The 16,605-nt window shown below is 61.7% G+C and carries 20 protein-coding genes and 1 pseudogene; 7 read left to right on the top strand and 14 right to left on the bottom strand.

Translation table 11 applies throughout. The annotated features are described in order from the left end of the window. On the bottom strand, nucleotides 1–726 hold the full coding sequence (locus tag H7C86_RS31085; RefSeq protein WP_259349351.1) for an NAD(P)-dependent oxidoreductase: 726 nt from the start codon (nucleotides 724–726) through the stop codon (nucleotides 1–3). An 86-nt stretch (nucleotides 727–812) separates the two neighbouring features. On the opposite strand from H7C86_RS31085, the gene H7C86_RS31080 reads away from it, so the two are divergent. Continuing rightward, nucleotides 813–1,457: a ScbR family autoregulator-binding transcription factor gene (locus H7C86_RS31080; protein ID WP_003940238.1), complete on the top strand. Its 645-nt coding sequence runs from the start codon at nucleotides 813–815 to the stop codon at nucleotides 1,455–1,457. A 38-nt stretch (nucleotides 1,458–1,495) separates the two neighbouring features. On the opposite strand, the gene H7C86_RS31075 is transcribed toward H7C86_RS31080, so the two are convergent. Both H7C86_RS31075 and H7C86_RS31070 read right to left on the bottom strand, forming a co-directional pair. Then, on the bottom strand, nucleotides 1,496–2,383 hold the full coding sequence (locus tag H7C86_RS31075; protein WP_021345753.1) for a ScbA/BarX family gamma-butyrolactone biosynthesis protein: 888 nt from the start codon (nucleotides 2,381–2,383) through the stop codon (nucleotides 1,496–1,498). A gap of 167 nt (nucleotides 2,384–2,550) precedes the next feature. Further along, a complete protein-coding gene (locus H7C86_RS31070; RefSeq protein WP_259349350.1) occupies nucleotides 2,551–3,096 on the bottom strand; it encodes a LuxR C-terminal-related transcriptional regulator in 546 nt (181 codons plus the stop codon). A 633-nt stretch (nucleotides 3,097–3,729) separates the two neighbouring features. Here H7C86_RS31070 and H7C86_RS31065 point away from each other — a divergent pair. Beyond that, nucleotides 3,730–5,229, top strand: coding sequence for an NAD(P)/FAD-dependent oxidoreductase (locus H7C86_RS31065; RefSeq protein WP_182262919.1), 1,500 nt, complete (start codon nucleotides 3,730–3,732; stop codon nucleotides 5,227–5,229). A gap of 85 nt (nucleotides 5,230–5,314) precedes the next feature. Here H7C86_RS31065 and H7C86_RS31060 read toward each other — a convergent pair whose 3' ends face one another. Further along, a complete protein-coding gene (locus tag H7C86_RS31060; RefSeq protein WP_046379411.1) occupies nucleotides 5,315–5,785 on the bottom strand; it encodes a hypothetical protein in 471 nt (156 codons plus the stop codon). 77 nt (nucleotides 5,786–5,862) lie between these two features. On the opposite strand from H7C86_RS31060, the gene lexA reads away from it, so the two are divergent. Beyond that, nucleotides 5,863–6,552, top strand: a complete 690-nt coding sequence (gene lexA, locus H7C86_RS31055) for a transcriptional repressor LexA (protein ID WP_020909365.1) — start codon at nucleotides 5,863–5,865, stop codon at nucleotides 6,550–6,552. A 13-nt stretch (nucleotides 6,553–6,565) separates the two neighbouring features. On the opposite strand, the gene H7C86_RS31050 is transcribed toward lexA, so the two are convergent. From H7C86_RS31050 to H7C86_RS31035, 5 genes and pseudogenes are all read right to left on the bottom strand, one after another. Beyond that, complete coding sequence (locus H7C86_RS31050) at nucleotides 6,566–6,979, bottom strand: cupin domain-containing protein (RefSeq protein WP_182262918.1); 414 nt, start codon at nucleotides 6,977–6,979, stop codon at nucleotides 6,566–6,568. A 29-nt stretch (nucleotides 6,980–7,008) separates the two neighbouring features. Then, on the bottom strand, nucleotides 7,009–7,395 hold the full coding sequence (locus H7C86_RS31045) for a DUF2255 family protein (protein ID WP_182262917.1): 387 nt from the start codon (nucleotides 7,393–7,395) through the stop codon (nucleotides 7,009–7,011). Beyond that, a complete protein-coding gene (locus H7C86_RS37545; RefSeq protein ID WP_259349349.1) occupies nucleotides 7,370–7,945 on the bottom strand; it encodes an MFS transporter in 576 nt (191 codons plus the stop codon). Before H7C86_RS37545 ends, H7C86_RS31045 begins: the two co-directional genes overlap by 26 nt. 85 nt (nucleotides 7,946–8,030) lie before the next feature. Then, nucleotides 8,031–8,762 (bottom strand): annotated as a pseudogene (locus H7C86_RS37540) (MFS transporter); the annotation flags it as partial. 123 nt (nucleotides 8,763–8,885) lie between these two features. After that, on the bottom strand, nucleotides 8,886–9,923 hold the full coding sequence (locus H7C86_RS31035; protein ID WP_020971006.1) for a zinc-dependent alcohol dehydrogenase family protein: 1,038 nt from the start codon (nucleotides 9,921–9,923) through the stop codon (nucleotides 8,886–8,888). Between the two features lie 167 nt (nucleotides 9,924–10,090). On the opposite strand from H7C86_RS31035, the gene H7C86_RS31030 reads away from it, so the two are divergent. Further along, complete coding sequence (locus H7C86_RS31030) at nucleotides 10,091–10,975, top strand: helix-turn-helix transcriptional regulator (protein WP_007729733.1); 885 nt, start codon at nucleotides 10,091–10,093, stop codon at nucleotides 10,973–10,975. Between the two features lie 26 nt (nucleotides 10,976–11,001). On the opposite strand, the gene H7C86_RS31025 is transcribed toward H7C86_RS31030, so the two are convergent. The 5 genes from H7C86_RS31025 to H7C86_RS31005 all read right to left on the bottom strand — a co-directional run bounded on the left by H7C86_RS31025 (nucleotide 11,002) and on the right by H7C86_RS31005 (nucleotide 14,828). Beyond that, entirely contained in the window at nucleotides 11,002–12,144 is a 1,143-nt protein-coding gene (locus H7C86_RS31025; protein WP_182262916.1) for a diguanylate cyclase, read from the bottom strand. Nucleotides 12,145–12,262: 118 nt separating this feature from the next. Next, nucleotides 12,263–12,727: an Rrf2 family transcriptional regulator gene (locus tag H7C86_RS31020; RefSeq protein ID WP_021331810.1), complete on the bottom strand. Its 465-nt coding sequence runs from the start codon at nucleotides 12,725–12,727 to the stop codon at nucleotides 12,263–12,265. Nucleotides 12,728–12,789: 62 nt separating this feature from the next. Continuing rightward, nucleotides 12,790–13,539, bottom strand: coding sequence for an SDR family oxidoreductase (locus tag H7C86_RS31015; protein ID WP_029256415.1), 750 nt, complete (start codon nucleotides 13,537–13,539; stop codon nucleotides 12,790–12,792). 75 nt (nucleotides 13,540–13,614) lie between these two features. Further along, entirely contained in the window at nucleotides 13,615–14,463 is an 849-nt protein-coding gene (locus H7C86_RS31010) for an LLM class F420-dependent oxidoreductase (protein WP_024487511.1), read from the bottom strand. 44 nt (nucleotides 14,464–14,507) lie between these two features. Continuing rightward, nucleotides 14,508–14,828: a GYD domain-containing protein gene (locus H7C86_RS31005; protein ID WP_007729728.1), complete on the bottom strand. Its 321-nt coding sequence runs from the start codon at nucleotides 14,826–14,828 to the stop codon at nucleotides 14,508–14,510. An 81-nt stretch (nucleotides 14,829–14,909) separates the two neighbouring features. On the opposite strand from H7C86_RS31005, the gene H7C86_RS31000 reads away from it, so the two are divergent. The 3 genes from H7C86_RS31000 to H7C86_RS30990 all read left to right on the top strand — a co-directional run bounded on the left by H7C86_RS31000 (nucleotide 14,910) and on the right by H7C86_RS30990 (nucleotide 16,577). Then, nucleotides 14,910–15,092, top strand: coding sequence for a hypothetical protein (locus H7C86_RS31000; RefSeq protein WP_007729726.1), 183 nt, complete (start codon nucleotides 14,910–14,912; stop codon nucleotides 15,090–15,092). Between the two features lie 44 nt (nucleotides 15,093–15,136). Further along, on the top strand, nucleotides 15,137–15,952 hold the full coding sequence (locus tag H7C86_RS30995) for a DUF72 domain-containing protein (RefSeq protein ID WP_019745594.1): 816 nt from the start codon (nucleotides 15,137–15,139) through the stop codon (nucleotides 15,950–15,952). Between the two features lie 70 nt (nucleotides 15,953–16,022). After that, a complete protein-coding gene (locus H7C86_RS30990; RefSeq protein WP_182262915.1) occupies nucleotides 16,023–16,577 on the top strand; it encodes a hypothetical protein in 555 nt (184 codons plus the stop codon). Nucleotides 16,578–16,605 lie beyond the last annotated feature (28 nt).

The following is a 16,605-nucleotide window of genomic DNA, read 5'->3' as shown; positions in this document are numbered from 1 at the left end:
TCAGTGAGTGATCTCGGTTGCCTCCGAGTGTCTCACTAAATCCTGACAGAGAGGGGGGACAGGTTCGTTGACGTGAAGTGTTGAGCCGTAGCGAAATTGTTGTTCTGTCGACAGTTTGTAGATAGATCGGGCGAGTAGGTTTACGTCGACTACTGACAGGATCGCGCTACCATTGTCGATGATCGAGTCGAGTCGAGAGACGATTCGCGTCAGTGTCGGCAGAAACCATCTGTCGCCGGGTCCGTACACGAGATGGGGCCGGACGACGAGGCCTCCGGCGTCGCGCACGAACTCCTCGGCGAGGGCGCGCGTGCGGCTGGCAGGTGAGAGGGGTTTGAGAGGTGCGCCGTTGACGGGCAGGTCTCGAAACGGGCCTGGCCCGTACACCGCGGCGGTGCTGACGTAGAGCAGCCGTTCGACGCCGACGGTGGCGGCGATCGACGCAACGTTTCGTATGCCGTGTTCGTTGACGTGAACGCACTGTTGTTCGTCGTCGCCCACGTACGACACGCAGCAGATGACGGTGGACGCCTGGCTCATTGCAACTCGTAGAGAGGCGCTTTCGTTGATGTCGCCGATAGTGGCGGCAATTCCGTTGCGGCTGAGTTGTTTGGCTGCGCTGTCCGTGCGAACGAAACCGATTGCAGCGTTTCCGTCCCGGGAAACCAGCTGGTTCATCACTGCTGAGCCGATGAAACCAGTGGCTCCGAGTACCAGAGTCGTCATGGTGTGTCCGTGTCGAGGGCGTTGCTGCCGGGTCTTTCGACGTATCGTTGAGATTCATTCCGTCGGCAACGAGAGCTGGGTAGATCATGCAGGAGCGTGCGGTCCTCACGCGCCAGGCCGTCATTTTGGGTGCTGCGAAGAGCTTCGAGAAGTTCGGGTACTCCGCCAGTCTGGGCACGATCTTGCAACACGGGGGCGTGTCCAAGGGTGCGATGTATTTTCATTTCGCGTCGAAGGAGGAGCTTGCACACGCGGTCATCGCAGCGCAGCACGGTATGGCGATGGAGGGTACCCGGAGGGTTGCTGCGCATTCCGACATCGCGGTCGAAACCCTGGTGCTTGTTTCGCAGGAGATGGCTCGGCAGCTTGTGACCGAGCCCATCGCGCGAGGTGGCATGCGGTTGACGATGGAGATCGGCAGTATTCAAGGTCCCATCGAACAGCCGTATCTCGATTGGATCGAGGCTATCAAGCAGGTGGCAACCCAAGCCGCCGAAGCCGGCGATATCGTCCCGGGCACCGATATCGACGCGTTGGCTCGATTTGTGGTGGGGTCGTTCACCGGAGTGCAGATTCTCTCGGAAATGCTTACGGGCAGAACCGATCTGTACGAGCGGTTGAGTCAGATGTGGAACTTGGTGCTGCCAACGATCGTCCGCGAGGACAAGTTGGCGCACGTCATGCAACTGGCGGCGCTTGCACCGAGAGAGTGGGAAGCACCGAGCGCTTGACGTGGAAGACGCGACGAGAAGAACGTGTTCGTTCCCTCTCATGATTGGTCCGCAACTGTAAGTTCAAGTTCCGCGGTGGTTTCCAGTTCTTGAGTGAACCGAACTCGGTGCACATGGCCTGACGCGTCAAGGGGGGTCGTTGACACCTCGCACGGCGTTTCCCATTCAGTGAACCTCGGAAAGACCGCCGAGAGTGAGGCGATCTTGGTTGCTGGGTTGCCGATGTGGAATCGGACCGCTTGTCGGGCGGCCTCGAAAAGAATCATTCCTGGGATGTGGTCGACGGGGTGGTCGAAAAGGGAGTGGTTGCGCGGATCGGGAGTGCAGAACATCGTGTGCCGAGCAGGATCAGTGCTGATGAGCACATCTCCATCGGTTAGGCGTCCGACTCGCTCCGATCCGACCACCGCGGTTCCGGAAGGAAGGATGCGCCGGCTCGGGCGGTGGTCTTCTCGTCCTTGCCGAATTCGACGATATCCCTCGGGGCTGACTCCTCGCGCAACAGCTTTGCATCTGGCGACGTGCCGGTTGCCCTCTCTGAGGATCCCCGACACTTCGACACCCGAGACCGCTCCGTCGCGATGAGTGAGGTTGTCCGCTGTCATCGAGAAACTCAACGGCTCCGCGACTGGTTGCACGTCGAGCGCATCCAACATCTCGAAGCTGAATGTTTCCATGAGGAACTTGTAGTGCAGTGGAATCTCGTATCGGGTGTGGCAGAGAAGCACCACTGCCTGTCGAAATGCTTCTGCCACCCCGAGTGGATCGTGTTGCTCGCTCGATACGTCGAATATCCGGTGCGAGAGCGGGAGTTGCACAGCAACCTGGTACGCCGAGTCCGATTCGATCCGGTAGTCCGTCAAGAAAACCTCGGCAACAGCATGTCTGTGGACGAGATGCCGCGGCACTGTGCGTGTGTATTCCATTGATTGAATGCACCTTTCGATGTTCGCTCGTGTCTTCGGTGTCGTGTAGGAACCAATTTTCGACGTCCGGACACGTCGTCGAATCGTCAAAATTGACGATCTTTGCGAAGGTCGAGTTCGATCAGAGGTAGCACCCATCTCAACGAGTGTGTCTGGGGCACTTCCTGCTAGAAGCGTCCGATCCGAAGTTCCAGCGGGTGTCTGCGTGCGTCGTGACCAGAGCGGCGGAGCATCGCGCATGCCTCCAGTTGGGAGTGCACCCCCAGTTTCTGCAGGATGCTTCGGACGTGGGCGCGAACCGTGGTCGGTGCGATGTGGGCGGTTCGAGCAATCGAGTCGACATTCGAACCGCCGTAGAGAAGACCCACGATCTCGAATTCGCGATCGGTGAGACTGCCGATTCGTGCGGATTCTTCGGTGCGCAACCGGATGCGTTGTACGAGCGAGGACTTCTCGTGTGCAGGTTGAGCGGAATTGGGGTTGAGTGCGGCCTGCAGCTCATCGAGCAGCGATGCGAACGGGAGTTGAGAGTTGAGCGCGGAGTGGGCGCCCGCAGCAAGCCCCCGAATCATGGAGCGGCCGCTACTGAGATCGCCGACCAGGACCGATCCCTCGAGTGCGGAAAGCTCCTTCACCTGCCAATCGACGCCCCCGCTGGGTAGGAGAACAAGCGCTCTACCGTGATCGCTGGTGTGGTGCCTTAACAGGCTCATGTCTGCGGTTTGTGGCGCGGAATAAGCCCCGGCGCTTATTCCGGCAGCGATTGCATTGGCGAACCCTCGATCGCTATGAGTGGTGTACACCGTGACTGTGCTGGAGTGTGTCATAGCGACTACATCACCGGCGGAGGTCCAGTCCGCCCGTTTTCCGCGTTGCGAATCCAAAACCGTTGGTTTCAGCGTGGTTTCGTCAGCGGGCTCGTTATCGGAGTGACCTCTTCACTGATGCGCACGAAGGGTGACAGCGATAGCGCAGTTGTCCGTCCGCCCATGGAGACTCGCGCGTCCGACACCTGATCGTGGACCTTCGAATTATGCTAGGGCGCTGAATATTTGGGCGATGAGTATCCCGCGTAGACGAGCCATTGGACGTTCCGTCGACGACGTGAACGACTCTCCAGTGGTTGGCGGCATTCAGTCGTCTCGATCGAGTTTCCGCGAGCCGGTGCGTCGCACTCTCAATGTTCTGTACCCAGTCGGGTCGAGATATTGACTGTTACCGTCAGTTGCACATACCCTGTACATTGGCGCTGACCTTAGGGAACCCGGCCTGAACCGGCCGATCGTTCTCGGCCACTGCCGACGCCAGATGTAGCTTCGCGACGACCTACGAAACGAGTTTCCTCCATGACAAAGCATGTCGACGTACTGATCATCGGCGCTGGCTTGTCCGGAATCGGCGCGGCTTGCCACCTCATTCGTGAGAAGACCGGAAGCACTTACGCGATCCTCGAGCGCCGCGAGAACATCGGTGGCACCTGGGACCTGTTCAAGTACCCGGGCATCCGTTCGGACTCCGACATGCTCACCTTCGGATTCGGTTTCCGTCCTTGGATCGGCACCAAAGTGCTCGCAGACGGCGCCAGTATCCGTGACTACGTCGAGGAAACCGCCAAGGAATACGGCGTCACCGACCACATCAACTTCGGCCGCAAGGTCGTGTCTATGGACTTCGACCGTACCGCCGCGCAGTGGTCCGTGACCGTCCTGGTCGAGTCGACGGGGGAGACCGAGACGTGGACCGCGAACGTCCTCGTCGGCGCCTGTGGTTACTACAACTACGACAAGGGCTACCGCCCCGCCTTCCCCGGTGAGGACGACTTCCGCGGTCAGATCGTGCACCCGCAGCACTGGCCGGAGGATCTCGATTACACCGGAAAGAAGGTAGTGGTCATCGGTTCCGGCGCCACCGCGATCACGCTGATCCCGTCGATGGCCCCCACCGCCGGTCACGTCACCATGCTGCAGCGCTCGCCCACGTGGATCCAGGCGCTTCCGTCCGAGGACCCTGTTGCCAAGGGTCTCAAGCTCGCACGCGTTCCCGACCAGATTGCTTACAAGATTGGTCGAGCCCGCAATATCGCACTGCAACGCGCCAGCTTTCAGCTTTCTCGCACCAACCCGAAGCTGGCCAAGAAGCTGTTCCTCGCCCAGATCCGCCTGCAGCTCGGCAAGAACGTGGACCTGCGTCACTTCACTCCCAGCTACAACCCGTGGGATCAGCGCCTGTGCGTGGTTCCCAACGGGGACCTGTTCAAGGTGCTCAAGAGCGGCAAGGCCGACATCGTCACCGACCGTATCGCCACGTTCACCGAGAAGGGCATCGTGACCGAGTCGGGCCGCGAAATCGAGGCCGACGTCATCGTCACGGCGACCGGCTTGAACGTACAGATTCTGGGCGGCGCAACCATGAGCATCGACGGCGAGCCGGTCAAGCTCAACGAGACTGTGGCCTACAAGAGCGTGCTCTACTCCGACATCCCGAACTTCCTGATGATCCTCGGCTACACCAACGCGTCGTGGACGCTCAAGGCTGACCTGGCCGCGTCCTATCTGTGTCGCGTGCTCAAGATCATGCGCGATCGCAGCTACACGACTTTCGAGGTTCACGCCGAACCCGAGGACTTCGCCGAAGAATCTCTCATGGGCGGAGCCCTGACCTCGGGCTACATCCAGCGCGGCGACGGAGAAATGCCGCGTCAGGGTGCCCGCGGCGCGTGGAAAGTGGTCAACAATTACTACCGCGACCGCAAGCTGATGCACGACGCCGAGATCGAAGACGGTGTGCTGCAGTTCAGCAAGGTAGACATTCCTGTCGTGCCTGATAGCAAGGTCGCCAGCGCATAGTCGACTCCACCGGGGGTGAACCGGTCGCACCACTAGGGACGTCGGTGAATGGGCTGGTGATGTTGCGTCGACGTCCCCGAGCGCGTCACGGGGTTTGTGATCGGTGAGTTCGCTTCCGCGTTCGTCGGTTGTGCACAACCACGGGAAGAACATAGACAGCAACCATGATCACGGCAAGCAGTCCGAGGTAGAGATAGGGCCAGGTCCAGCCCGCTGCTCGAATGACCAGCAACGATCCGCCCATGATCAAGGGCATCCCGGCCGCGGCGAGCAGGTCGACGTCACGGGGCGAGACGGGTGGGGTTCCGAGCAGAGGTACGCGGCTGCCCGAGTTTTCTCTGATCGTGCGCATCACTGACATGCAGTAGAGGGCGGCGCCGGCGATCGCGATCACCGCACCAAGTGCAACTTCGACGACGCCGGTTCTCGTGGACATCAATGCGTAGGCAAACACGCCCACCGTTGCCAATGTGACCGGCGCCGACTTCCAGATCGGCGTCGACGCATAAGTGTCGGCGGGAACGCTCACCGAGCGCATCGGTTCGAGAGGCTCCATGAGCTCAGCGTGCCATGCGCCGCTCGGGAAACAAACTGTCTGTGCCGTTTCTGGCAGGCTGCGGCTGCCCGGATTGGATGTCGGGACCCCTCACTACGATTCTCGTCGTGACCGATTACGACGATCTCGACATGTTCGGTGGCCTCGACGCCTCCTCCCTGCCGCTCCGCCAGCAGCAGATTCTGATGACCATCCGGGATCTCGTGGCTGCCAACGGGTGCACGCCGAGCACACGGCAGATCGGAGACGCGGTTGGTCTGCGCTCGACGTCGACGGTATCCAAGCACCTCAAGAGCCTCGAAGAGAAGGGCTTCCTCCGTAGGGGAGCGGCCATGGCTCGGCAGTTGGACGTGCGGCCGTTCCTCGTGGGAGCGAAGGAACAGTCGTCGTCGAACACCGTGACGGTTCCGGTCGTCGGTGACATTGCGGCCGGCGCGCCGATCCTCGCGGAGGAGCACGCCGACGAGGTGCTGGCGCTTCCTCGCGAGCTCGTGGGCTCCGGCACGGTGTTCGGACTTCGGGTGCGCGGTGAGTCGATGGTCGACGCAGCAATCTGCGATGGCGACGTCGTCGTGGTGCGGCGCCAGGACGAGGCCCATTCCGGCGAGATCGTCGCCGCGATGATCGACGGCGAGGCCACCGTGAAGGTGCTCCGGCGCCGCGACGGTCACGTGTACCTCGAGCCTCGTAATCCCGCATACAGCGTCATCGACGGCGATCGCGCGGCCATCTTGGGCAAGGTTGTTTCCGTGATGCGACGTATCTGAGTGGTGTCCGGTCTCAGCGATGGTTGGCGCGGGGACCGTTGTATTCCTCATCGGTCACTTTGTCGCCCCATGTCGTTTCGGTGCTTCCGTCGCCGGGTCCTTCCCACAGCGCAAGGTGGGTCATGAAACGGTCGGGTGCCGCGCCGTGCCAGTGTTCCTCTCCTGCCGAGGTATAGATGGTCTCGCCCGGGTGAACTTCGACGATCTCGCCGCCGCGAGCTTGAACCAGCGCGGTCCCGGAGACGATGTGGAGGGTCTGCCCGAGGACATGGGAATGCCAGTCGGTTCGCGCACAAGGTGCAAAGCGAACCATGTTGGCGCGCATCCTCGACGGCTCCTGGCCGGCGTAGATGACGTCCCACCAGACGTCGCCGGTGAACCAGTCGCTGGGTGCTTTGCTGGTGGGCTGGGGCTTCAAGATTTCCATGAGGTCTCCTCGGAATCGAAAGGGGCGGTTCAGTTCTGCGTCAGCGGAACAAGTCGAATGGTGTTGGGTGCGGCGGCGCGGCCGGTGACGGAGCCGACGATCTGCGGGCCGTAGCGGTCGTACTTGGTGTGGTAGGCGGAGTCGATCGCCGAGTGCGCATCCGGTGCGGCGGACTCGAACACCACGCCCCGCTCAATTCCTCCTGCGCGGATTCGGCCCCTTCCACTTGCCGTTGCTCGGACGAACCACGGGTTGTCGGTTCCGTATGCCGAGCGCACGTACAGTTGATTGTCGGCACGGACGACCCAAATCGTGACGCACGGCCTTGCGGTGCCGTCGCGGCGGTTAGAGGAGATCTGCAATTCCTCGGCACCACCGATCTTGGTCAGTTCAGCCTCGGTCCACGAGTGCGACATCTCGGCTTCCTTTCTCCTGTTCGAATTGCTTTGTGGTACTTCGCGTTCTCGTAGCCGGGACGATCAGTGCGAGGACGATGACGAGACAAGCGGCCAGCAGGGCGGTGCCTGCGGTGAGAGCCGTTGATACGTGATCGGTGAGTGCCGTTGTAGCGTCGTCGGCAGAGGCTCCGGCGCCCGCGGAAACTGCGACGAGGATGCCGAGTCCGAGAGCACTGCCCAGTTGGTGTGCAGTGTTGACCAATCCTGATGCGGCACCGGCATCCTCGGCCTCTACCCCGGAGATACCGGCAGAAGTCAGCGGAGCGAAAGCCAACCCCTGCCCGGCGCCGATCAATATCATCGGAAGTGCTATCGCAGTGAGATACGTGCTACCGGGATGGACCAGACTGAGCCACGCCATCCCGGCGAGGGTGACGGCAATGCCAACCGACAGAATTGCGGAATTTCCGAATCGTGGTGTCAGTCGCGGAATCAGCATCGCCACAGCAAAATTGACGATCGTCATCGGGAAGAAGGCGATGCCAGCTTGGAACGCGCTGAAGCCCATGACGCCTTGGAGTAGCTGAGGTCGTGAAGTAGAAAAATCCGATCATGGCGCCCAGATAGAGCATTCGGGCGGCGTACGCCCCGGATCGCTCCCGGCTGCGGAACAACCGCAGTGGCATGATCGGCTGCTCCGCTCTCGCTTCGTTGAGGAAGAGCAAGGTCAGTAGTATCGCCCCGGCCGCCAGTGTCGCAACAGTGATCGGTGAGGTCCACCCCGCTTCGGCCGAGTCGACGGTGCCGAAGACGAGTGCGGTCATGCCGAGTGTGGCGAGAACAGCGCCCGCCACATCGAAACGTCCGGAGTTGGGTTCGGTTTCCGGAATGAACCGGGGAGCGAGCGCGATCATCGCGATTCCGATCGGAACGTTGATGAAAAAGCCTGCGCGCCATGACACCCAGTCGGCAAAGGCGCCGCCGATCACGAGGCCGAGGCTGGCGCCTATTCCCGCCGCAGCGCCGTACCAGGCAACAGCGCGCGTTCGCTCCGGCCCGGGCGGGAAACTGGCGGTCAGTAGTGACAGCGACGCCGGGGCCACCACTGCGGCTCCGACGCCTTGGAGAGCGCGCGCCGCGATGAGCCACCAACCGTTCGGCGCGACCCCGACGAGAAACGACGCAATCGCGAAAATTGCTAGACCGGAGACGAATACGCGACGACGGCCGAAGATATCCCCGAGACGAGCGCCCAGCAGGAGAAGGCCGCCGAACACCAGGGTGTAGGCGTCCTGGACCCAGGACAACCCGGTTGCCGAGTAACCCAAGCTGCTTTGGATGCTGGGTAGCCCGGTGAAGATGATCGAATTGTCGAGCAGGATCATGAAATAGCTGATCAGAATGATCGCCAGGATCGCGGTGGAATTGATGCGACCGGCAACGGGACGGTTGGCAGTGTGGGTCACGCGCTTCTTCTTCGCAAGTGGTGGACGTTCGCAAGTGATGGATTACGGGCGGACGAGGACCTTCAACGATTCACGGGAGTCCATGGCTCGATAGCCTTCCGCTACGTCGTCGAGCCCGACGGTGTGGTCGAAGACCTTGCCCGGCTCGATCTTTCCGTCGAGCACATCCGGCATCAGCTCTTCAATGTACGCGCGCACCGGAGCCGGTCCACCGGTGAGCGTGATGTTGGGTCCGAAGAGCGTCCCGAATCCGATTGGGGCTTCTTCGTATTGGGGTACTCCGACTCGGCTGATGACGCCGCCCGGTCGGACAACTCCGAGTGACTGCTCGTAGGCAGGCATGTGACCTACCGCTTCGAGGACGACATGAGTGCCGTCGCCTCCGGTCAGTTCGCGGACTTTCTCGATGCCCTCGTCCCCACGTTCGGCAACTACATCGGTGGCTCCGAACTCGAGACCGAGATCCGTGCGGGTCTTGTGGCGCCCCATGAGGATGATGCGCTCGGCGCCGAGGCGTTTGGCGGAGAGCACTGCCATCAGCCCCACGGCTCCATCGCCGATGACCGTGACCGTCGTGCGTTGGTTGACGCCACCCTTGACCGCCGCGTGATAGCCGGTGCCGAAGACGTCGGAGAGCGTGAGCAGTGACGGCAGGAGTTCGGAATCCTCACCGACCGGCGCCTTGACCAGGGTGCCGTCTGCCAACGGCACTCGGATGGCCTCCGCCTGCCCGCCTCCGATCCCGTTTCCGGCCCAGAAGCCGCCGTGTCGGCAGGACGTCTGCAAGCCTTCGCGGCAGAAGTCGCAGGTCCCGTCTGACCAGGCGAATGGGGCGATGACGAAGTCGCCCTTCTTCAACGTGGACACCTCGCGACCGGTCTCTTCGACCACTCCGACAAATTCGTGGCCCATCGGGGAACCACCGGGTGTTGCCGGCATGTTGTGGTAAGGGTGCAGGTCAGAGCCGCAAACGCAGGCCCTGACGACCCGCACGATCACGTCCGTCGGCTGCTGCAGTACCGGATCGGGCACGGTCTCGACCCGAACGTCTCCGGCGCCGTACATGATGGTTGCTCGCATGGTGTCCCCTCTTGCTTCTGGTGTCGCGTGCTTGGAAGTCGACGTTTCTGCGTGAACCGGTCGACTGCAATCAGTCAACGCGGCGCCTCGCGGGCGCGGGAGTGTCTGTTGTTCCAGGTAACGGCAGTACCTCCCTCGGTCTTCGCCGCTCGAGTAACGTGAACTGCATGGACAACCGAGCCGAGATCCGCGAATTCCTCAGCTCCCGTCGTGCTCGCATCACACCCGAGCAGGCAGGGCTCCCGGCTTACGGCGGAAACCGTCGCGTCAAGGGGTTGCGCCGTGAGGAAGTCGCTCTGCTCGCCGGTGTGAGCATCGACTACTACGTGCGCATGGAACGCGGAAATTTGGCGGGAGCGTCGGACTCGGTGCTCGAAAGTCTTTCCCGAGCACTGCAACTCGACGAAGCCGAAACTGCCCATTTGTACGACCTCGCGAAGGCCGCCAGTGCAGGCGCACCGAGTAGAAAGCGGCCCGCCCCCAAGGGCGTGAGCCCGGCGATTCAGCAGATACTCGACGCCATCACCGACGCGCCGGCGTGGGTACGCAATGCCAGGCACGACATGCTGGCGGCCAATCGCATGGCGCGCGCGTTGTATTCGCCAGTCTTGGCTGATCCGCGTAGGCCGGCGAACAACGCCCGCTTCGTGTACCTGGACCCGGCGTCGCAGGACTTCTTCGTAGATTGGGAACGCGCGGCAGACGACATCGCCGCGATGCTCCGCTCGGAAGCGGGACGCAATCCCCATGACAAGGCGCTGACCGAGCTCATCGGTGAACTTGCCACTCGCAGTGAGGTATTCCGCACCCGGTGGGCGAAGCACAATGTGCGCTTTCATCGGACGGGATTCAAGAAGGTTCGTCACCCCGTCGTCGGCGACCTGGAGCTGAACTTCGAGGCGATGGAACTGCCGTCCAATCCCGGGCTGACGCTGCTGGTCTACACCGCGGCGCCGGGGACGCCCACGGCTGACGCACTCAAACTCTTGGCGAGTTGGGCGGCAACCCAGGATCAGTTGGATCCGGCGAACGACAGCGAAGCGGCGCTCTGAGTTCGGTCGGCAAGTAGACCTGTCGATCAGCTCAGATGCGTTACCGCCCAGGCCACCTGGTCTCCACCCCGTCGCTTGGCTCGATACATCGCGTTGTCGGCGTCGGCAAGTATCCGATCGATGGTTCCTGAAGCGTCCGGGATTGTCGAGGACAGCCACACGCTGGCTCCGACGCTCACGGAAATCGACTGCCGACCGGCGGGCCGCGATATCGAATTGTGAATGTCCACCACGGTTTGTTCGATGCGACGTGGCTCCACGGGCATGAGAATCACGAACTCGTCGCCGCCTGTCCGGGCAACCAGCCCGACCTCTCCGACCGCTGAGTTCAGACGCCGACCGACTGCCACCAGCATCCGATCACCTTCTGCGTGACCCAGTTTGTCGTTCACGCTCTTGAACGAATCGACATCGATCACCACCGCGAGGACAACGTGTCCTTGGAGTTCGCCGACACCGAACAGCTGTTGCCAGACGTTGTGCAGCCCACGTCGGTTCAGAGCAGCGGTGAGTGGATCGCGCCAAGAGTGTCGTGCATCGTCGGTCAGGTACAAGACGAGGAAATGCACGGTCATCGCGGCGGACGCGATAACACACCCGATGACGAATCCAGTGGACACCGACAGCGAAGAATCGGTATCCGGATCGGTTACAGCGCGAATTGTCAGTAGGGCAACGACGAACAGCGCGCCGACGATCTGTGCCGTGACTATTCGAGGGCTGTGGAATACCGACGAATAGTTCGCGACGACCACGAACAGAACGGCGCCGGTCAACGCCAGGAAGCTCGAATGGATTCCGGCGAGAAGTATCAAGGACAAGCAGATATTGGTGAGCGAAATGAAACGAACGGATTGGTGGTGGCTCGGCCAGGACCGTCCGAGTGACCAGCGAATCATGCAGTAGAGCGCGATCATGCATGCTGCGCCCGCCGCGAGCCGTTCAGGGAGGTCGGTTGCGCCACCCTTCACGAATTGAGCCAGTACGGCGAGTGCCACGAACACGGCGCACCAAAAGGTGACGACCACTCTGGCTGTCCCCAACATCGATCGAGCAGCCAGAAACCGAGGGAACCATTCACCGTCGTAGGCAAGAGACCACCAGCGACGCAACAGTCCAGTTGTTTGACGAATGTTCTGCCCCAACCCCGCAGCGCCACTGACTCCCATGAAACCCCCTCCGAGATCTTGCGAAAATTCCCGGAAGATTCTTCGTCAAGATTTGATCCCCGAACAAGGTACCCGATAGTTGAACGATGGATTGATGCCTCGTGAGGTGTGGGCCGCTCTAAGGTGCGATCGGTGTGGTCAGGATCTTTCTGAGTGCCGGAAGATCCAGGGTTGCAGCAAGATCTGCAATCGTGACTCCCGACAGCGATGCGCGCCAGGCTTTTTCGGCGTCGGCCATGACTTTGGCAATTCCGCAGGCGGAACGGCACTGCTCCGGTGGAGCGGCGAGGATTCCTTGCTGTCGAATCTCCGTGCACCGGAACGCAGGTTCGGTGCCGTCAACGGCCTGGACGACGTCGAGAACGGTGATTTTCTCGGGAGCCCGGGTGAGGACGTACCCACCGTCTCGGCCCTCGGTCGGATTGACCAGACCGGCGTGCGCGAGCGCTCGCAGATGCTTCGCCAGGTATGTCTTCGACACCCCGTGAAGTTCGGCGAGTCTGGCTGTGGGTACCGGCGCCTCGGCCTGGCTGAGAACCACACAGCAGTGGAGTGACCACTCCACGCCTCCGGAAAGCTTCATGGTTGAACTCTATCGACGTGGTGGAACGTGATGGGGGTCGGACGTCGCTCGAGTGGTCGACGTCAGGCCTTCTCGGCAAGCCACGCGTCGTACGTTGTCGGCGCAATCCATGCGTCGGCGCCGGGTGTCGGGGTGAGTGCCGAGTTGTCGAGTTTCGCGCCGAAGTACCCGGCCTCGGGATCGGAAATCACCGAGCGCTTGTCGCCGGTGACGACGAACAGGCGCCGGACCAGTTCGTCGATGCCCAGTGGTTCGGGCCCGGCGATCTCGACCGTGCCGTTACGCGGCGCACCGGTCACTACCTCGGCGACGTGAGAAACGACGTCCCGTGATGCGATGGGCTGCAGATGTGCCTGTGTTGCATGGACCGTGCCGTCGGTGGTTCCGGCGTCGGCGATTCCGGCGACGAACTCGAAGAACTGGGTCGATCGGACGATCGTGTATGGGGTCGGGCCGGCTTTGACCAGGTCTTCCTGGGCGATTTTGGCTCGCATGTACCCGGAATCGGGCAGTCGATCGGCGCCGACGATGGACAGGATGACGTGGTGACCGACGCCCGCCTTCTCTTCTGCGGCGAGGATATGGCTGGTTCCGTCACGGAAGAAGGCCAAGACGTCTTCGTCCGACCACGACGGAGAATTGGTCAGATCCACGACGACGTCGGCACCATCGACTGCTTCGGCGATTCCTGCGCCGGTGGTGATGTCGATCCCGTCTGCCCGACCGAGCGCCTTCACGTCGTGCCCGGCGTCAGCGAGCTCGGCGGCGACCTGGCTTCCGATCAGTCCGCTTCCGAAAATGACGATCTTCATGATTTTCTCCTTTACTCGGATAAGTTATGTCCAAGTATACTCGGACACAACTTATCCAAGTCAAGGGTTGTCTGATCAGCCGAAGAGTTCGGCTGCGAGTGCTTCGTAGGTCGCGAGCGGATCACCCTCGGCGGGAAGTGCTTGGATCGCAACGTGATCGGCACCTGCCGCGACATGCTCCCGAAGTCGATCCGCGATGGACTTCGCGGTACCGCGCGCAACCAGAGCGTCGATGACGCGATCGTTTCCTTCGTTCGCCAACTCTTCGGGCGCAAAACCGAGGCGCTCGAGATTGCTCGTGTAGTTGCGCAGATACAGATACGGGTTGGCGACGGCGGGGCGACCGATTGCTCTGGCCTTCTCCGGATCGGTTTCCAGAACAACCTTGTGCTCAGGGGCAAGAATCTTCGAAGGGCCGAGGATTTCACGAGCTTCGGCGGTGTGTTCGGGGATGGTCAGGTACGGATGCGCGCCGGCAGCGCGATCTGCGGACAGTTTCAACACCTTCGGTCCCAGTGCGGCGAGGACGCGCCGCGATTCCGGGACCTGGGCCTCGTCGAGTTCGTCGAGGTACGACACGAGCGAGGCGTACGGCTTGGTGTAGTCGCCGGTCGCCTCCGGATGTCCGACGCCTACACCGAGCAGGAATCGCCCCGGATGCGCGGCTTCGAGTCGGTGATAGGACTCCGCTACCTCAGCTGCAGGTGAGGACCAGATGTTGACGATTCCGGTCGCCACGGTGATGTGCTCGGTCGCGTCGAGAAGTTTCTCGGCGATCCGTAGATCGGCGCGTGGTGAGCCGCCGATCCAGATGGTGCCGAAACCGAGTTTCTCGATCGCTGTTCCCAGTTCGGGCGGCAAACCAGCCGCTCCTCGCCAGATTCCGTAGGTGCCCAGGTCAGGTGTTTTCGTAGTCTCCGTCACAGCGGGTGCAACTCGGCTGCTGCCGGGATCTATTCCTTCCGTCGTCATTTGCCCGGCGCGCGGTAGTCGGTCGGTCGCTTGACTGCCTCGTCGATCTGCTCCGGCGTGAGCAGCGTGATCGACTCCGAGCGTGCTGCACCTGCCGCAGCCGTGCGAATGCTCAATGCGGCTGCCGCGACGTCGTCCGGCAGGTTGCCGATGACGAACATGTCGTGACCGCCCAGCGCGAAGTGGCAGGATTCGACTGTGCCACCGATGCTTTCGACCATTCGCGTTATCGCGTCGCGCCGCGCAGTGCCTCCCTCCTGCTGTAGACCGGCGGCGCCGGAGGGTGAGTACGTCACTTGCCAGAGGTATTTCGGCATTTCCACTCCTTGCTCGGGATGGGTACTTCGATCGTGTACCCGTAGGGCGCTCGGTGGCAATGGGTAGGGGACAATCACGGCATGGTTGGAACTCCGGTGATCGTGACTATCGTGTCCGTGTGTGTGGGTTTTGTGATCTTCATGCTGGCTGCCAGTGGTGCACGCGGAAAGTGGGACCGTCGCCTCGTGATCGCGTTGTTCGTCGGCGCGGTGGTGTGCCTGACCGTCGTACCGGTATCCGTCGCGCTCAGTGCCGGAGTTTGAAACACGGAGTGTCAAAACGCTCGAGTGCCGCTTAGTCTGAATCGATGGCAGATATTCGGGTAGGTATCTCCGGGTGGACGTATCCCGCGTGGCGCGGAGATTTCTATCCGAAAGGTCTTGCTCACCGCAAAGAATTATCTTATGCCGCAGAGAGATTGACGTCGATCGAGATCAACGGCTCGTTCTATGCCCTGCAGAAGCCGGAAAGCTACACCAAATGGCGCAGTGAAACTCCCGAAGATTTTGTGTTCGCGATCAAGGGCGGCCGGTACATCACGCACATGAAACGACTGCTCGACGCCCGTGACGGACTCGCCAACTTTTTCGCCGCCGGAACACTCGCCCTCGGTCCCAAGCTCGGACCGATCCTGTGGCAACTACCTCCGACGCTGCAGTTCGAACCGCAGCGGTTGACCGACTTCTTCGACGGTCTTCCCCGCACCACCCAGGCTGCAGCCGATCTGGCAGCACAGCACGACGACAAGCTCACCGAAGACCGAGTGTTCGCCCAGACCGAGAGGGATGTGCCGATTCGCTACGCGGTGGAAGCGCGGCACGCCAGCTTCGAGACCGACGAAGCCGTGGACCTGATGCGCGAGCACTCCATCGGTTTTGTCGTCGCAGACACCGCCGGCAGATATCCCCGCATCACCACTCCGACTACCGATTTTGTCTACGTGCGGATGCACGGGGACAAGGAACTGTATGCGAGTGGGTACACCGACGAAGCTCTGGACAAGTGGTCCAAGCGCTTTCGGGATTGGATGGACGAAGGCCTCGACGTGTACGTCTACTTCGACAACGACATGAAAGGCTTTGCGCCGCACAACGCAATGTCCTTGTTGGAGCGGCTGCGCTGACGGATCGCCTGGCCTGTCGGTGGGATGTGGAAGGCTTCCGCATGAACGCGAGGACCGAGGAGATACCACGATGACGCCAGAACAGCGGACGCCAGAACAGCGGACGCCGGAACAGCGGACGCCGGAACAGCGGACGCCAGAACAGAGCTGGCCGACGCATTGGCCGAAGGTCGCCCGTGACATCGCCGATGCCACGGCCGACGCACTCGCCGCGGTGCGGGCGGCAAATCGTGACGGACTGCTCGTGGCTGTCGAGGAACTGCGCGGGCTCTCGTTCGAGCAGGTCAGCTCGGTTCACGCGGCGATCGTGCGCGAATTGCTCGAGGACACGCATCCGGACGGCTTGTCCAGCGAGGACGTGCAGGATGCGCTCACTGTTTGCGCCAAGTCCACAATCGTGTGGCTGCCGGATCTGGACGTGCAGGCGCTCGCTGCGGTCTACACCGGGGCGCTCGGGATTTCGGATCTGGAGGACGATTCGTTCCGCATCGGGCACGGCGCGTACCTGCGTTCGGCGGTTCTGGTCATCGGGAGTTTGTCGACCGGAGTGAAGAAAGCTCAGAGCGCGTACGTCATTCGCGCAATCGACGAAATCGCACGTGCTCAGACCATCGAGATGCCCTGAGCGTCAGCTCGTAAATCGAATTAGGCTG

The organism is Rhodococcus sp. UFZ-B548 (assembly GCF_903819475.1).
Lineage (GTDB): Bacteria > Actinomycetota > Actinomycetes > Mycobacteriales > Mycobacteriaceae > Rhodococcus_F > Rhodococcus_F erythropolis.
This window is presented reverse-complemented; position numbering and strand designations above follow the sequence as displayed.

What these genes read in the sequence shown, in the direction of transcription:
- H7C86_RS31085 (WP_259349351.1), bottom strand. Translation starts at nt 726, where the DNA reads ATGACGACTCTGGTACTCGGAGCCACTGGTTTCATCGGCTCAGCAGTG.
- H7C86_RS31080 (WP_003940238.1), top strand. Translation starts at nt 813, where the DNA reads ATGCAGGAGCGTGCGGTCCTCACGCGCCAGGCCGTCATTTTGGGTGCT.
- H7C86_RS31075 (WP_021345753.1), bottom strand. Translation starts at nt 2,383, where the DNA reads ATGGAATACACACGCACAGTGCCGCGGCATCTCGTCCACAGACATGCT.
- H7C86_RS31070 (WP_259349350.1), bottom strand. Translation starts at nt 3,096, where the DNA reads ATGAGCCTGTTAAGGCACCACACCAGCGATCACGGTAGAGCGCTTGTT.
- H7C86_RS31065 (WP_182262919.1), top strand. Translation starts at nt 3,730, where the DNA reads ATGACAAAGCATGTCGACGTACTGATCATCGGCGCTGGCTTGTCCGGA.
- H7C86_RS31060 (WP_046379411.1), bottom strand. Translation starts at nt 5,785, where the DNA reads ATGGAGCCTCTCGAACCGATGCGCTCGGTGAGCGTTCCCGCCGACACT.
- lexA (WP_020909365.1), top strand. Translation starts at nt 5,863, where the DNA reads ATGTCGGGACCCCTCACTACGATTCTCGTCGTGACCGATTACGACGAT.
- H7C86_RS31050 (WP_182262918.1), bottom strand. Translation starts at nt 6,979, where the DNA reads ATGGAAATCTTGAAGCCCCAGCCCACCAGCAAAGCACCCAGCGACTGG.
- H7C86_RS31045 (WP_182262917.1), bottom strand. Translation starts at nt 7,395, where the DNA reads ATGTCGCACTCGTGGACCGAGGCTGAACTGACCAAGATCGGTGGTGCC.
- H7C86_RS37545 (WP_259349349.1), bottom strand. Translation starts at nt 7,945, where the DNA reads ATGGGCTTCAGCGCGTTCCAAGCTGGCATCGCCTTCTTCCCGATGACG.
- H7C86_RS31035 (WP_020971006.1), bottom strand. Translation starts at nt 9,923, where the DNA reads ATGCGAGCAACCATCATGTACGGCGCCGGAGACGTTCGGGTCGAGACC.
- H7C86_RS31030 (WP_007729733.1), top strand. Translation starts at nt 10,091, where the DNA reads ATGGACAACCGAGCCGAGATCCGCGAATTCCTCAGCTCCCGTCGTGCT.
- H7C86_RS31025 (WP_182262916.1), bottom strand. Translation starts at nt 12,144, where the DNA reads ATGGGAGTCAGTGGCGCTGCGGGGTTGGGGCAGAACATTCGTCAAACA.
- H7C86_RS31020 (WP_021331810.1), bottom strand. Translation starts at nt 12,727, where the DNA reads ATGAAGCTTTCCGGAGGCGTGGAGTGGTCACTCCACTGCTGTGTGGTT.
- H7C86_RS31015 (WP_029256415.1), bottom strand. Translation starts at nt 13,539, where the DNA reads ATGAAGATCGTCATTTTCGGAAGCGGACTGATCGGAAGCCAGGTCGCC.
- H7C86_RS31005 (WP_007729728.1), bottom strand. Translation starts at nt 14,828, where the DNA reads ATGCCGAAATACCTCTGGCAAGTGACGTACTCACCCTCCGGCGCCGCC.
- H7C86_RS31000 (WP_007729726.1), top strand. Translation starts at nt 14,910, where the DNA reads ATGGTTGGAACTCCGGTGATCGTGACTATCGTGTCCGTGTGTGTGGGT.
- H7C86_RS30995 (WP_019745594.1), top strand. Translation starts at nt 15,137, where the DNA reads ATGGCAGATATTCGGGTAGGTATCTCCGGGTGGACGTATCCCGCGTGG.
- H7C86_RS30990 (WP_182262915.1), top strand. Translation starts at nt 16,023, where the DNA reads ATGACGCCAGAACAGCGGACGCCAGAACAGCGGACGCCGGAACAGCGG.